This window comes from Corynebacterium sp. HMSC035E02, assembly GCF_001836065.1.
GTDB classification, from domain to species: Bacteria; Actinomycetota; Actinomycetes; order Mycobacteriales; family Mycobacteriaceae; genus Corynebacterium; species Corynebacterium hiratae.
The window spans coordinates 122,661-136,781 of sequence record NZ_KV827350.1 but is presented as its reverse complement, the minus strand read 5'-3'; the positions used below and the strand labels follow the sequence as shown (position 1 = coordinate 136,781).

General features: G+C 62.8%; 13 protein-coding genes. 5 read left to right on the top strand and 8 right to left on the bottom strand.

Going from position 1 to position 14,121, the window contains the following annotated elements:
- Nucleotides 1-23: 23 nt before the first annotated feature.
- From HMPREF2635_RS08545 to HMPREF2635_RS08525, 5 genes are read right to left on the bottom strand one after another with little or no spacing between them, the layout of a single operon-like run.
- Nucleotides 24-3,236, bottom strand: coding sequence for an ATP-dependent helicase (locus HMPREF2635_RS08545; protein ID WP_070512170.1), 3,213 nt, complete (start codon nt 3,234-3,236; stop codon nt 24-26).
- On the bottom strand, nt 3,229-6,405 hold the full coding sequence (locus tag HMPREF2635_RS08540; protein ID WP_083306712.1) for an ATP-dependent DNA helicase: 3,177 nt from the start codon (nt 6,403-6,405) through the stop codon (nt 3,229-3,231). Before HMPREF2635_RS08540 ends, HMPREF2635_RS08545 begins: the two co-directional genes overlap by 8 nt.
- 3 nt (nt 6,406-6,408) lie before the next feature.
- On the bottom strand, nt 6,409-7,182 hold the full coding sequence (locus HMPREF2635_RS08535; protein WP_049156097.1) for a hypothetical protein: 774 nt from the start codon (nt 7,180-7,182) through the stop codon (nt 6,409-6,411).
- Nucleotides 7,183-7,212: 30 nt separating this feature from the next.
- The gene (locus HMPREF2635_RS08530; RefSeq protein ID WP_049156095.1) at nt 7,213-8,154 is read right to left on the bottom strand and encodes a DUF3152 domain-containing protein; all 942 of its coding nucleotides are present in this window, start codon (nt 8,152-8,154) and stop codon (nt 7,213-7,215) included.
- A 32-nt stretch (nt 8,155-8,186) separates the two neighbouring features.
- Nucleotides 8,187-8,408, bottom strand: a complete 222-nt coding sequence (locus HMPREF2635_RS08525; protein ID WP_046647465.1) for a DUF3107 domain-containing protein — start codon at nt 8,406-8,408, stop codon at nt 8,187-8,189.
- A gap of 103 nt (nt 8,409-8,511) precedes the next feature.
- On the opposite strand from HMPREF2635_RS08525, the gene HMPREF2635_RS08520 reads away from it, so the two are divergent.
- The gene (locus tag HMPREF2635_RS08520; RefSeq protein WP_046647464.1) at nt 8,512-9,891 is read left to right on the top strand and encodes a DEAD/DEAH box helicase; all 1,380 of its coding nucleotides are present in this window, start codon (nt 8,512-8,514) and stop codon (nt 9,889-9,891) included.
- Complete coding sequence (locus HMPREF2635_RS08515; RefSeq protein WP_046647463.1) at nt 9,888-11,174, top strand: Rv3212 family protein; 1,287 nt, start codon at nt 9,888-9,890, stop codon at nt 11,172-11,174. Before HMPREF2635_RS08520 ends, HMPREF2635_RS08515 begins: the two co-directional genes overlap by 4 nt.
- Here HMPREF2635_RS08515 and HMPREF2635_RS08510 read toward each other — a convergent pair.
- On the bottom strand, nt 11,171-11,629 hold the full coding sequence (locus HMPREF2635_RS08510) for a hypothetical protein (RefSeq protein ID WP_046647461.1): 459 nt from the start codon (nt 11,627-11,629) through the stop codon (nt 11,171-11,173). The two genes, HMPREF2635_RS08515 and HMPREF2635_RS08510, sit on opposite strands and share 4 nt — an antisense overlap.
- 562 nt (nt 11,630-12,191) lie before the next feature.
- On the opposite strand from HMPREF2635_RS08510, the gene HMPREF2635_RS08505 reads away from it, so the two are divergent.
- Nucleotides 12,192-12,449: a WhiB family transcriptional regulator gene (locus HMPREF2635_RS08505; RefSeq protein ID WP_042529827.1), complete on the top strand. Its 258-nt coding sequence runs from the start codon at nt 12,192-12,194 to the stop codon at nt 12,447-12,449.
- 95 nt (nt 12,450-12,544) lie between these two features.
- Complete coding sequence (locus tag HMPREF2635_RS13835; RefSeq protein WP_012714902.1) at nt 12,545-12,619, top strand: 50S ribosomal protein bL37; 75 nt, start codon at nt 12,545-12,547, stop codon at nt 12,617-12,619.
- 72 nt (nt 12,620-12,691) lie between these two features.
- Here HMPREF2635_RS13835 and rsrA read toward each other — a convergent pair whose 3' ends face one another.
- Both rsrA and HMPREF2635_RS08500 read right to left on the bottom strand, forming a co-directional pair.
- The gene (rsrA, locus tag HMPREF2635_RS13010; protein WP_080975102.1) at nt 12,692-12,964 is read right to left on the bottom strand and encodes a mycothiol system anti-sigma-R factor; all 273 of its coding nucleotides are present in this window, start codon (nt 12,962-12,964) and stop codon (nt 12,692-12,694) included.
- A complete protein-coding gene (locus tag HMPREF2635_RS08500) occupies nt 12,964-13,569 on the bottom strand; it encodes a sigma-70 family RNA polymerase sigma factor (protein ID WP_049156090.1) in 606 nt (201 codons plus the stop codon). Before HMPREF2635_RS08500 ends, rsrA begins: the two co-directional genes overlap by 1 nt.
- Nucleotides 13,570-13,606: 37 nt before the next feature.
- Between HMPREF2635_RS08500 and ybaK the strand changes: the two genes are divergently transcribed.
- On the top strand, nt 13,607-14,110 hold the full coding sequence (ybaK, locus tag HMPREF2635_RS08495) for a Cys-tRNA(Pro) deacylase (RefSeq protein ID WP_049156088.1): 504 nt from the start codon (nt 13,607-13,609) through the stop codon (nt 14,108-14,110).
- The last annotated feature ends 11 nt before the right edge of the window (nt 14,111-14,121 follow it).

Sequence of the window (14,121 nt, the reverse complement as noted above, 5' to 3'; positions counted from 1 at the left end):
ATGATGCGGATTTCCTCGTGAGACTACCTTAGACTCAACCCTGGTGGCGTGGAAACTGCAGAGCTTAAAAGCTCAGCCAGCCGTGCTCCAGTGGGCAAGTCATCCGGCTCCAAAAGGTAGTTCTCATGCACATAGAAGAACGCCGCGCGGACGGTCTCCACGCCGTGAATACGCCGCCATGCCTCCGCATACACGGCGAGCTGAATCTGCGCCGAGTTCAGTGCAGCGCCCTGCGGGCGGCGGCCAGTCTTCCAGTCCACGATGAGCCAGGAACCATCCGGTTGTTGGAAGACCGCGTCCATGCGGCCGCGGACGACCGAGTCCCCAATGGTGATCTCAAAAGGCGCTTCCACATAGGCAGGTGTGCGCTGCGCCCACTCCGAATCTAGGAAAGACTCTTTGAGTGATTCCAGGTCGTGGTCCGGCTCATCGTGGGAGCCGGGCAGCTCGTCCTCCCCCAGCAAGGCGGGCGCCCCAAACCGATCCTCCAGCCAGGCGTGGAAGGCGGTGCCGCGCTTGGCATAGGAGTTAGGTTTGAAGGGAATGGGGCGGCGCTGGCGGCGGGCAAACTGAGTGGGATCCGCTGACATCGCCACCATGTCGGAGGCTGTCAACTCGCCAGGCAGCTCCACATCGACCACCGGGGCTTGGAGGGCTTTGTGTTCCTCGATGAGCGCGCTCGCCTCCTGCTCCCAGAGTCCAAAGACCTCGCCATCGCGCAGCGGTGGCAGGTTCTCCATTGCCGCGCGCACCGCGTCTGCGGCCTTGAGCGCTTCCGGTTGCGGGGTTAGTGCAGGGAAGGAGGCCTCCGTAACAGAACGCTCTTCGTCTTCCACGGGGTTCTCGGGGACCTCCCAGTGGACGACGAGCTCTGGGTGCTTATCCGCCAGCAGTTGCAGGTAGGAATACGGGCCCTTCTTGCTCTTGCCCTTCGCCTTATTGGTTCCGGAGCCAGTCACCGTCAGGGTGGACTCGGTGCGGGTCATTGCCACGTAGAACAGGCGGGCTGCTTCCTCTGCTTGGAACTCGCGGTTTTGTTCCTTGAAAGCCTCACACGCCTTGTCGAAGTCGGAGCGTGTCACCGCGTCCTCGGGGACATCGATGACATCCTCATCACCCGGTGCTTTTTCGATCTTGGTCAGGAAAGTCTCCGCCTGCGCCTTATAGCTTGTGGAATCCGCGTGTGCCACGCAGAGGTGTTCCCATTCCAAGCCCTTAGCCTTGTGCACCGTCATGATGTGGACGCGGTTGCGCACGAGCGGGACCTCTCCCAACTCAAGGCCGTCTTCCTTCTCCTTAGCCAGCTCAAGATAGTCCAGGAGCCCGGCTAGGCCCTCCCCGTGGAAACCAGCGACGACGTCGGCGAAGGCGTCGAGGTGTGTTGCCCCGCCTGGCTTCCCGGAGGCTAAGACCTCGGTACGCAGACCAAAGAGCAACTCAATATCGGCGACAATGTCGTTGAGCGACTTTCCCAGGGAATAGGTGCGGAGGTAGCGCAGCTTGGAGGAAACCTCTTCCATGCGCTCTAGGCCTTCGGCACTGTAGCGCTCGCGTTCGCCGAGGTCTGCGAGGGCGTCGGCAAGCCCCAGCACCTGGTCAGGCCCCTCTGCGGTGATGTCCTCGATTTGGGTAGCCAGGTGCTCCAGGGGATCACCGCCCTCCCAGCGTGTGCGCCCCTCCGCAGCACCGGCAAGGTTGCGCTGACGCGAATGCAGCGCCTGGATGTCGGCGATACCTAGGCCGCACATCGGCCCGGTCAGCACGCGCAGCGCCGCCGCGGTGTCCTGCGGACGCACCAGCAAGGTGGCCACCGCTACGAGGTCTTGGATCTCCGGCTGCCAGAGCAGCCCGCCGAGACCAAAGATTTCGTTGGGGACCCCGGCCTTGTCCAGGGCCGCGGCGATCAACGGCGACTGTTTATTGGTGCGCACGAGTACTGCGGCGCTGAAGTCCTCACCCTCCGGCGTGGACTCATAGAGCTGACGCAGGTGCTCTGCGATGAAGTCTCGTTCCTCATCTTCGGAGGCGAAATAGCCCAGCTCCACCGTGCCTGCCGGCGCGGTGGGCTTCGGCGATAGCTCATTCACCGGCCGCTCACCCGGGCTTTCGGAGAAGAGCTTCGAGGCCACGTCATTGGCCATTCCCAGCACCGTCGAGGGGTTGCGCCAGGAGGTGGTCAGCTGGTCTTTGGGCGCCGGGGTGCCGTCAGCCTGCGGGAAGTCCGTGACGAAGGCCTCGAGGTTTTCCGCCGTCGCCCCGCGCCAGCCATAGATGGACTGCATGGGGTCACCGACCGCGGTAACCGAGAGCCCCTCGCGCTTACCACCGAAGAGGGAACGCAGCAGGATGCGCTGCGCGTGGGAAGTGTCCTGGTACTCATCCAGCATGACCACGCGATACCGCGCGCTTTGTTGCTCGCCCAAGAGGGGGAAGTTTTTGGCCAGGGTGGCAGCGATGGACATCTGCTCGCCGAAGGTGATGACGCCCCGCTCCGCCTGTTCCTTCTTCAGTGCTTCCACCAAGGGCAGGTACTCCAGGCGCAGGCGTTGGGTATCCAGGTATCCCTGCAGCTTTTGGCTGTACTCACTGCTGGTCCTCTTGCTCTTCTCTAGGTCCTCAGCGGTCTTGCGGAAGATGTCCTCGTGCTCATACAGATCATGGGGATCCTTGAGCTCCCCGTCCATGGTCTCTGCCAGTTTGAGCAAGGTGGCGGTGACCGTGGCCACGGCATTATCGGTGCTCAGCGAGCCCGTGTAGTTGCTGACGACCTCGTGGGCGATGGCATAGCGCTCCGCCTCAGTGATAATGCGGGCATTCGGCTCCACCGGCATGAGCAAGCCATACTCGCGGACCAGATCACCCGCGTAGGAGTCATAGGTGGAGACGTTAGGCGCGATATTCTCCACTGCCTCTGCCGCTGGGCTGCCCGGAGCAAGGATTCCTGAGGAACGCAGGGTCAGCAACTGGCGGCGGATGCGCTGCTCCAGCTGCTGGGCTGCCTTGCGGGTAAAGGTCAGGCCCAGGACTTGCTCGGGCCGCACCAACCCGTTTGCGACGAGCGACACCACGCGCGAGGCCATCGTCTCCGTCTTACCAGCGCCCGCGCCGGCCACGACCAGTTTCGGCCCGAGTGGACCATCGATAACTGCGGCTTGCTCTGCGGTGGGAGGAAAAGGCTTCCCCAGCGCGCTGGCCAGCTCCTCAGGACTGAAGTGTTGGGTAGGGTTCTTAGGCATCGGTCACCAGAGCTCCTTCATTCATCACAGGGCAAATAGGGCGGATCGGGCACCGATCACAATCGGCGTTTTCACGCGCGGTCAGCCCCGGTCCGCGCAGCTCGGCTACAAGTGCAGGTAGCGCCTGCGCAAATTCCTCGAGTTCCTCCGGGGGCTTGGTGGCTTGTTCCCGGGTGGACACGGAGGCAGCGCTGGATCGCGGGTACACCAGCACGCCGCCGCCACGCGGCAGGCCGGCACCGGTCCGGATGGATACAGACTGAGGCTCGCCGTCAGAGTCTGCTGGTGCCGTGACGAGTTCACCGTGTGCCAGGGCCAGTTGATACGTCATGAGCTGGGTATTGTCCTGGGCGCTGGCCTTAGAGGGAACCGTTGTTCCGGTCTTGAGATCCACCACAACGTAGTCCTCACCGGCCTTCGCCAGCCGGTCGATGAACCCACGAATGGTGACATCGGGGCCGATGTCCACGGTGACGGGGACCTCAACGCCGACGGGTTCGAGTGACGTCGAGCTCGAGAGCACCCAGCCGTGCGTGCGGTCGATGAGGCGCTCAAAGTCCGCGCGCTCAGCCTCGCGGCGCCATGAGGGGCCATCGAGCAGCGCAGCGAAGGCATCAACCACGAGCTGCTTCGCGGGTTCTGCGGCTGCTCCCCGGCCCAGCGCCTCTAGGAAAGCATGCGCCAAGTTTCCCCGCAGGAGGTTGATATCCGCTGAGTCATCTTCCACGAGCTGCCCGAGCACCGCGTTGAGCGGACACGTGAGCAGGGCATCGACCCGGGACGGCGACACGGTACTGGAACCATGCAGCGGCAGCTCCGAGGCCACGCCGCGGGCGGCCCACCACTGATTCGGGTGCGCCCCCGGAACCCCAGCCTCCGCCAGACGGGCCACCTGCCGCACCGCTTGGGAGCGCTCGGCCTCACCCGTCTCCGGATCGGTAGCGCAACGCCGCAGCTGCGCCACGAAGGCGGGCACCGACAGCACGGAGACGTCAAGGGGATCGAGCTCTTCCTCCCCACTAGCCGCACTGGGCAACGTCACTGGATGCGGTTCCGGAACCTCGAGGCCCAGCTCGCGTGGCCAGGCCTGGCGCGCCAGCCGCTTACCCGCTTCCCGGCGCGCTTGTGCTCCCGGAACATCGACACCGCGAGCGGACAGGAACTCATCGATGAAGCGCGACGGCTCCTCAGCCACATCGCTCTCCGGCGAATCCACCGCGAGGACGAGCAGGCGGCATCGGTGGCGCGTGGTGGCCACGTGGAAGAGCCGGCGCTCCTCCGCCAAGCGCCCCGACACGTGGCTAACTGGGGTGCCGGGTGTGATGCCGCGATCCAGCAAATCGATGAGGTCTTCCTGGCCGAAAAGAGAGCCCGTCTCCCCTACCGAGGGCCACGTTCCTTCCTGAACGCCCGCCACGATGACGGTGTCCCACTCACGGCCCACCGCGCCGTGCGCGGTGAGGATCTCTACCGCATCAGGCAGCGCCGAGCGACGATCTCGCACGCCGGTGGGCAATTCTTGCTCCGTGATGTGCACGATGAAGGACTCTAGGGAGGCCGCCGGGCGGCGCTCGGCATAGTCACCGGCGGCATCGAACAGCGCCATCATGGCATCCAGGTCTCGGTCCGCCTGCGAACCCGCAGCACCGCCGCGCAGGGCTGCCGCCTGCAGGCGCGTGTCCAAACCGGTGGCCTGCCACACCTCCCAGAGAACCTCCTCGACTGCGGCGCCTACGTGCAGGGCCGCGCGCCCGGCGGATAGCACCCCGCGAATACGGGCCAGGATCGCTTCTTCGCGCTCTGTCAGGAGGTTGTTGAAGTCCGGCAACTCACCATCCAGCAGCTCTCGCAGCGTGTCCATACCGCGCTGCTCAGGCTTCCAACGGCGCAGGCCCCGAATAAGTCGGCGCAGCGTCACCGGATCAGCGCCGCCGACGGGACCAGTAATCAGGTCCTCGAGCTCCACGGGCTCAAGCTCATTCTCCAGGGCGCGCAGAGCCAGAAGCACCGCCTTGACCAAGCGCTGCTCAGCGAGCACCACGTCCGTGGGGTTGATGTGCACCGGCACGCCAGCAGACAGCAGCGTGCGCCGGGCGGGGCCGATATCCCCAGTAGAGCGCACGATGACAGCGATATCACGCCAGTCCACACCGTCCTCGAGGTGCCGGCGGCGAACCGTGTTGGCCAGGACATCGCGCAAGGTGCCGCGGGACTCCACGACGCTCACGCAGGCCGGGGAGGGAGTGCGGTGCGTCGAGTCTAAGCACAGCTCGTTCTCCGCCTCCCACGTGGTGAGGAATTCCGAATTAGCACCACGGAAAGCAAAGACCGCTTGGTCGGGGTCACCACCAATCACGGTGAGGCGGGCGGTCTTCGCCAACTCCGCGATCAGCTGGCCGGAGGTCGGATCGAGCAACTGGGCGTCATCGACCACGATGGTGTGCCACGGGTGCTCGCGCAGTAGCTCAGGGCGCAAAAGCACCTGGCTGACCAGTTCTGCCGCGGAATAGGAATGCGAACCCGCCAGCGCCTGAGTCCGCTCATATTCGCGCAGGAACTCGCCGGCAGCAGTCCACATGGGCCGAGCATGGCGCTCCCCGAGCTCCTCGAGCTCTGTCGGGCCCAGCCCCCGTTCGATGGCACGCAACAACAAGTCACGCAACTGGCGCGCAAAACCCACGTACTCCAGGGCCGGCCGCATCTCCTCCGGCCACGCACCCCTGCCATCCGCAGCATGGCCTTGGAGCAGCTCGCGGATGACCGCATCCTGCTCTGCGCCGGTAATCAGGCGCAGCTCTTCCTCGCTGCTCTGGCGCAGCAATGCAAAGGCCAAAGAGTGCACCGAGCGCACCATCGATGCTTGCGCCGCATAATCATCGAGGTTTTCTGCTAATTCCCTGCGCAGCAGCGAACCGGATTCCTTGGACGGGGCGACGACGAGGATGCCGGAGGCATCGGCCCCGGCGTTGAGCTGGCCCAAGACCACGTCGATCAGCAGGCTCGATACTCCGGACCCGGCCGCGCCGAGCACCCGCCACGTGCCTTCCGTGGGCACCGGTACATCCCATGTGCGCGACGTGGCCCGGCGGTTCCGGGGAACAAGGCGGACATCCGGCGAGGGAGGAAGCGTGACGCCGGAACGTGTGGGGGATTCGCTGCTGTACTTCACGCCCTACAGTCTGTCAGATGCCGCGGACACGAGGGCCTCTTCCACCCTTTCTATGTTCGAACGCACGGTCGCCTTGGAGCGCGGGTGCAGGATATTGACGTAACGGCGATACGCCACCGCACGCAGCAAGAGCTGCTGTATTCCGGGCACCGACGCAAAGCGGGTGCAAATATCACCATCGACCGCCCCCGCGATCAGACCATCCACCATGACTATCGCTGCAGTCCAGCCCGCCGGACGCGGAGCGGCAGAAGGCACGATATCAATCAACGCCGGCGGATTGGCCCCGGAAAAAATGGTGGTTCCCAGAAGATCCATGTGAGCGGTGACCAACGGGAGGTGCGCAAGCTCAGCATCAGAATAGGCCTCGCCGCTCTCCTCCCACGCGGCCCGCTCCGCCCGCGCAAACACGTCCTCGCGCCGGTCCATGGTGGGCAGCGGGGCCACATCGAGGGCGTCATCAAGGCGAAGCGCCAACTGCACGGTTTCATCGATGCGCCCTCGCAACTGACCGTCCACGAATTGCGTGGCCTTCCACCCAGCGGCTGTGTAGCGCCCATCGGCGGTCAGAACCGGGCGGGCGATACGCGCTCCCGGCACGCTGAGTTTCTCGCGTACCTTAGCGGACCAACCAGTCCACGGCCGCGCCTCGGCAAAGACGATATCCCCGACGCGAATCCCGTTATCCCAGGCAGACCCCACGAGCTCTCCCTGCGTTCGGCGCGGGTGAAACTCGGCGTTGAAGGCGGCAAGAACGGGCTCAGGTGGCAGTGGCATGGGGGAAATAGTCCTTAAATTTCGAGCGGCTTACTCGGGCTTGGCGTGATCAGAATTAGCCGGATTCGGGTAGGGCCACGGGTTCGGCTCGCAGGTGACGTCCTCGTCCGGATACACCTCGTTTGGTTCCTTCTCAAAGAGCTTCCCGTTGTTGAGGCTCAGCGTCTGCTGCATCATGACGGGCGCGAGCTTACCCTCGCCACCACAGGGCTGGTGGGCCGCGTAACCAATGGCGTGGCCGAACTCATGGTTGATCAGGTACTGGCGGTAGTTGCCCAAATCCCCCTCAAACGGTGCAGCGCCCCGCACCCAGCGAGACTCGTTGAGGTTGACCGCGGATTCACCGGTAATCGTCGTGTGACACGAGGTTTCCGATTCCAGCTGTGCACCGCACAGCTTTGCGGTGGTCCCCAGCGAGGTCAGACGGATGTGCGTATCTGGGTTGTCATCGGCCTTGACGTGGATGAATTCGAAGTCTCCGTTGGCGGTCCACCCGCGGGGGTCGGACAGGGTGGCGTCGACCAGAGCGACCACCGCAGCATCCCCACCGTAGGCGGAGGTGTCCACGCCATTTTCGATCTCCACGGAAAAACGGATGGTCTGTTTTCCACCCTTGCCCGCGTGCATGGTGGAAGGGCCGGCATCGCGGTAGGTTTCATCACCTTGCTCCGTGAAGGCACCGCCGGCGGGCAAGCCATCCTTGGCAGCAGCGACCGCACTGGCGTTGGCAGGATCGGGCCCCTTGGGCAGGGACGGGGTTGCGGTAGCGCTGCTTGTCGACGTCTCCCCTGCCGCCGTCACGTCCGCCTCCTGAGCTGGGGAGCGGAAAACGTCAACGAGCACCCACACGGTGATGACGACCATGACGGGGATCGCCACCACGCGCCACCAGCCATACTCGCGAGCGAAACGCTCCACCGCTGAAAGGCGCTGTGGGTGCTGTCCAAGATCCGCGGGATTCTCCATGGCCATTTAGGCTACCCGCTGAGACGGCGCGCGCGTACTTAGCCCGCGAAACCGACGGTGTGGGCGCGTGCAGTGCCGATTTCTACGTAGACGACTCGCTCGGTGCGCACAATGTAGGAGCGGCCCTTGGTGTCCTTCAATTCGAGGGTGGAGTTCTCCGCCAAGGCATTGTTAATGGTCTGGGTCAGTTCTTCGCGCTCGCCTTCGGCATGAATAACCAGTTCGCGGGCGGTATCGGCAAAACCAAACTTGATGTCCATGTGGTGTGTCTCCCTTAGATCGTTGTCATTAATCGGTGCCGTGAGGCCTGCGCCCCCGGCGCTCTAATGGCCCCACTATAGCCACGTCCTCTACTATCAAGGTGTGCTTGCCCCGAAATCTTCCCGCGAATCCCGCGAATCCCCTACCTTTGCCGAGCTCGGCGTCGCCGTAGAGATCTGCGATGCCCTCGCTGACAACGGGATTACGCACACCTTCGCCATCCAGGAGCTCACGCTCCCCATCGCGCTCAATGGCCAGGACCTCATTGGTCAAGCTCGCACCGGCATGGGAAAGACCTACGGCTTCGGTGTACCGCTTCTCGATCGCGTCTTCGATGACGCCGACATCCCAGAGCTTGACGGAACCCCCCGCGCGCTGGTCATTGCGCCAACGCGCGAGCTAGCCATCCAGGTCAGCGGGGACTTGCAGGTCGCTGCCGCGAATTTGCCGCTCAGCGTCATCACCTTGTGCGGCGGCCGCCCCTATGAGGAGCAGATCAAACAGATCAACGCAGGCGCGGACGTCGTCGTGGGCACCCCGGGCCGCCTCCTCGATCTCTGCCAGAAGAAGCACTTATCCTTCGATCAGGTCAGCGTTCTTGTATTGGATGAGGCCGACGAGATGCTGGACTTGGGCTTCCTTCCGGACATCGAGAAGATTCTCTCCCTGCTGCACGGCAACCCGCACCAGACCATGCTCTTTTCCGCCACTATGCCTGGCCCCATCGTGACGCTGGCTCGCACATTCCTGGACCAGCCGGTGCATATCCGTGCCGAATCTGCCGACGCCCAGCAGACCCATGCCTCCACCCGCAAGGTCACCTTCCAAGCGCACCGCATGGACAAGATTGCGGTACTGGGAAAGGTCCTGCAGGCCCACGGCCGCGGGCGCACCATCATTTTCACGCGCACGAAGCGCTCGGCGGCCGCCGTCGCGGAGGAGCTGGCGCAGCGCGGGTTCGCGGTGGGCGCGGTTCATGGCGACATGGATCAAAAAGCACGCGAGCGCTCGCTCGATGCCTTCCGCGACGGCACCGTGGAGATTCTAGTGGCCACGGATGTCGCTGCCCGCGGCATCGACATCGATGATGTCACCCACGTCATCAACTATCAGGTTCCGGACGATCCAATGACGTTTGTTCACCGCATCGGCCGTACCGGCCGCGCCGGCCATACGGGCACGGCGGTGACCCTCGTCGGTTACGACGAGCTGGGCAAGTGGCAGGTCATCAACGATGAGCTCGACTTGGGCCAGGCGGAGCCACCGCAGTGGTTCAGCACTTCTCCGGAGCTTATGGAAGCACTTGATGTTCCGGAAGGGGTTGCCGATACGGTCGGCCCACCCACCAAGGTGTTGGGTGGACCCCGGCGCTCGGGCTCCCCGCGTGGAAGCTCCCCGCGTGGCGAATCCACGCGCTCAGCCCGCGCTTCGCGCCGCACTCGTTCCCGTAAACGCAATCCCCGCCAAGGAGGACGCCGATGAGCACCGAGCACGCCCAAGAATCCCCGGTCGACAACGCCGCTGCGAAGAAGGCACCCATTTTGCGTTCCACGAAGGCGGACTGGATTGCCGTGGGCGCGATCAGCGCGGTATGCGCCATCGCCATCGGCGGTGCGGTCATCACCGCACCGATCCACAAAGCTGAGCTCACCCCGGCAGTCGATGCTGCTGCCAACGCCGAGCCAGCGCTTTTCACCGCCGTCCCGAACTCCCTCACCGAATCCTTCAGCCTGCCCAACGCCTTAGTCCCGGGCCAAGCCCGGGCTGTGTCGTCGAAGGGTCTGCTGGTGACCCATGACGGCGACACCCTGAGCGCCACGAATGCTGCCGGCGATGAGGTGTGGACCTATGAGCGCCGCGATGCCGACCTGTGTTCGCTCGGCACGGCGTGGAACAAGATTGTCGCTTCCTATGATTCGGGCAACGGCTGCGGTGATGTGGTGGCGATCGATGCTGCCTCCGGCCAGTATTCCGATACCCGCAGCGCCCGCAATTCCGACGAGGTGGTCCCCATCGTCTCGAACGACCGCGTGGGAACGGTCTCCGCCGAGCGGGTAGAGCTGTGGCGCTCCGACCTCGTGCGCACGGTGGAGTACGGCGATGTCGATGCCAAGCAGGAACCCAACATGCAGCCCCACGAGGACTGCGCCATCACATCAGCGCTGACCCGTACCGAGACGATGGCAGTGACCGAATCCTGCCCGGATTCCCCGGATGCCACGTGGTTGCGTATCCAGACCGCCACACCGGAGGATTCCCGCTCCCCGGAGATTTCCAAAGACATCAAGATCGAGGATCCGGGCGCGCGCCTCGTCGCCTACGGTCAGGAGGCGGCCGCAGTCTTCTTGCCGGGCGATACGCCTCGCATTGTGTCCTATAACTTTGAGGGTGAAGCGCTGTCGTCCACGGACGTGGAACCTTCGACGTCCATCACCAACTCCGCCTCCCCCTTTGCTCCTGCCGTAGCCGATCTGCCCCACCACATGACGTGGTTTGATGGCGAGCGCCTCTACCTCTTTACGCCAACTCAGCTCAAGGTTGACCACGTTTTAGAGCAAGCGCTGGGCACCGGCGTAGCCGTTGACGAACGCGTTCTCGTGCCCACTGAAGAAGGGATCGACGTGGTGGATTGGTCGACCGGTAAGACGGAGCGCACCATCCCCGTCGACCGTGATGGCTATTCAGGCCCGATTTCGCTGACCTTGTCTGGCACGGTCATCGTTGAACAGCGCGGGGACACGGCCGTGGCGCTCAAGGCATCCTAGAAGTGGCTTTCAGCCCATTGCGCTGCCTCGGGTCGCACCATGAGCAGGTACAGCACCAACCCGGCGCTCGCTAGGGTTAGCGCACCGAGCAGGGCCGAGCCCCCACTAAACATCTGGAAGGCGATGGCGCCCAGGATGAATTCCACGAGCACGATGGCCCCGCGCCCCCAGCGTTTGCCTTTCACGAAGGCCCAGGAGCCGACGATGACAAAGCCGAAGACGATAAAAATGAAGATGGCCGTGCCCAGGCCGACGAAGCCTGTCGCGCCTGAGTCCGAAACCATCGAGTCGTTTTCAGCACCAGATACCTCACGGACGATGAGGAAAATGCCAAAGATGATTACGGCGATGGACTGAACCACCGCGATTCCCGCAGCCGCGATGACTGAAGCCGGCGCGCCATTCCCACTGGTACGAGGTGACGTAGTCGAGGACTGTTTCTTCTTCTTGTTCACGGTCGCTTAGTCTACTTCTTACCCCTTCGGTTTAGGCCATCTCCACACCGCAGACTCCCCCGCCCCGCAGACACAGTCCTCGGCATTCAGCTAGGCCTTCCCTCACACAGGGTTTTCGGGGGCAGAGGACTGAATATGGATTTGACGCGATCCAGGTCACCACACTCACAGTTTTACCCACATCAACGCTGGTAGACGAATTATTGACAGCCTTCTTACAGCCTTCAACCCATTAGTAAATCCTAAACCGACGACATTTCTTTAGTGACTTTGGACACTTTTTACCCTTTACCCCTAGCGGACTTTGAGTAAACGTGTCATTATTCTCAGGTAGCAAAAACAACGAGCTGTTAAATCAGTTCATAACTCGGAGCAAACTTCGAGTTAACAGAAAGTGAACCACGGCGGCGTCGACGCTGGCCCCAACTCGAGACAGGGCCCCACTGACCGCAGACCAGTCCACTTCACCCCGTAGCACTCGGAACAGTTCACAGCTGTGAACTGTCCTAGGTGCGCCTACTTTCACCCACTGCTGTCAAAAATTTGTTAGGAGATTTCAATCATGGATTGGCGCCACGAAGCTGTTTGCCGCGACGAAGACCCGGAGCTCTTCTTCCCTGTCGGTAACTCCGGCCCTGCTCTCACCCAGATCGCTAAGGCCAAGCTGGTCTGCAACCGCTGCCCAGTTGCCTCTTCCTGCCTCAAGTGGGCCCTGGAATCCGGCCAGGACGCTGGTGTCTGGGGCGGTCTCTCCGAGGAGGAGCGCCGCGCCATCAAGCGCCGCAACCGCAGCCGCGCCCGCGCTCGCGTTTCCGCCTAAAGACCCCTCAGAAGGCACACCCCCGATTAACACTCCGGCATACCCTGCCGCTACAGTTAAATAAGTTCATTTACCCTTAACAGAAGGAGTACGCGATGAGCAAGCGTGGCCGTAAGCGCAAGGATCGCCGTAAGAAGTCCGCTAACCACGGCAAGCGTCCTAACGCATAACGTCAGCATTCAGGGCTCGTTTCCTTCCTCATTCCGAGGACGGGAACGAGCCCTTTGCTTATACGCCGAGGCCTAGCCCCAGGTGATTTCAGTCCGCGTAATCTCCACGCAAATGCGCTGGCGCAGTGACTGCGGTGCAGCCTGTCCCCCGCAACATTTGCGCACAAGTGCTCGGACTACTTCTTCACTCTCTACGCGTTGCTGACAGGCATCGCACTGCGCGAGGTGCTCGCGGATTTCCAGTGCTCGCGCATAGCTCGTTGATTCATCGAACAGCTCCCGAAAGAGCGCTTCAACCTCGGGAGAGTTACACGCACCGCAATTGCGTCCTGTTGCGCGTTCCATTACTTCTCCTCCATCTCTGGGTGGTTGCGACCAATGCCTTTTTCTCGTGCTACGTCCTTCAACGCCGCGCGGAGTAGTTTTCTTCCGCGGTGGAGGCGGCTCATGACCGTCCCCAACGGGGTGCCCATCACTTCTGCGATTTCCTTATAAGCCAAACCCACCACATCCGAGTAGTACACCACCATGCGGTAGTCCTCCGGCAGGTCATTCATGGCCTCGGAAATCTCCGAATCCGGCATCTGCTTGAGTGCTTCGACCTCCGCTGATTCCAGGCCCGTGGAATCATGCCCGGACGTGGTATACAGCTGAAAGTCACTAAGCTCATCCGCGGAGGATTCCACCGGGCGGCGCTTGGCCTTCCGGTAGGAGTTGATGTAGGTATTCGTCATGATGCGGTACAGCCACGCCTTCAAGTTCGTGCCCTGTTTGAAGGAATCGAAGTTGCTAAAGGCCTTGAGGTAGGTCTCTTGGATCAAATCCTCCGCGTCTTGCGGGTTCCGCGTCAGACGCATCGCTCCGCCGTAGAGCTGGTCCAGCAAGGGCAAGGCTTGCTCCTCAAACAACCGCTGTTTCTGAAGCGTCTCGCTCGTCGTTTCTGTGGCCATACCGACCATCCTAGCGCTCCGGACTAGGGTGGTTTATATGTCTAAGAAGACCCCGCGTGCCGCTACCCCCGCTCTCAAACTCCTCGAAGAGGCAGGTATTGACCACCGCGTCTCCACCTTCGACGGCGGTCGCGAAAACTTCGGCGAGGCAGCCGCTGCGGCCCTCGATGTTGCGCCTGAACGCATCTTCAAAACCCTCGTCATTGATCTGAGCGCCGGCAAAGGCCCCAAGCGCCAACTTGCCGTCTGCGTCCTTCCGGTCACCCACCAGCTCAGCCTCAAGAAGGCCGCCGCCGCTTTCGGTGCGTCCAAGGCCACAATGGCCGCGCCTGCCGACGCCTCCAAGTCCTCCGGCTACATCCCCGGCGGCATCTCCCCGTTAGGGCACAAGCATGTCCTGCCCACCGTTGTTGACGAGACGGCGCTACTCTTCGACACCATCTTTTTCTCCGGCGGCAAGCGTGGCCTCGACATCGAGATGAACCCGGAGGATCTCCCCCGCGTCCTGGAGCTCTCCTTCGCCGACGTGCTCGCCGACTAGTTCTGCCGTCT